The organism is Chromobacterium alticapitis, from assembly GCF_002924365.1.
Taxonomy (GTDB): Bacteria; Pseudomonadota; Gammaproteobacteria; order Burkholderiales; family Chromobacteriaceae; genus Chromobacterium; species Chromobacterium alticapitis.
This window is the reverse complement of record NZ_PQWB01000163.1, coordinates 19011-19463: the sequence shown is the minus strand read 5'-3', so window position 1 is coordinate 19463 and position 453 is coordinate 19011. Positions and strand designations below refer to the sequence as shown.

The 453-nt window shown below is 68.0% G+C and carries 1 protein-coding gene; it reads left to right on the top strand.

What is annotated here, in order from left to right; all coding sequences use genetic code 11:
* The coding region (locus C2I19_RS20205; RefSeq protein ID WP_199181302.1) for a YDG domain-containing protein at positions 1 to 453 on the top strand (453 nt) is incomplete at both ends.

The window sequence follows — 453 nt, the reverse complement described above, 5'->3', positions numbered from 1 at the left end:
GGCAAGACCGTCAGCGTGACCGGCATCCGCAGCAGCGGCAGCGACGCCGGCAACTACCAACTGGCCAGCAGCAGCGCCACCACCCAGGCCGACATCACCGCCAAGCAAATTACGGTCAGCGCCAGCGGCGTGAACAAGGTGTATGACGGCAGCACGGCCGCCAGCGCCAAGCTGGTCAGCGCCGGCATCGTCAGCGGTGACGACGTGAGCCTCAGCGGTACCGCCGCCTTCGCCGACAAGAACGCCGGCAGCGGCAAGACCGTCAGCGTGACCGGCATCCGCAGCAGCGGCAGCGACGCCGGCAACTACCAACTGGCCAGCAGCAGCGCCACCACCCAGGCCGACATCGCCGCCAAGCAAATTACGGTCAGCGCCAGCGGCATCAACAAGGTGTATGACGGCAGCACGGCCGCCAGCGCCAAGCTGGTCAGCGCCGGCATCGTCAGCGGTGAC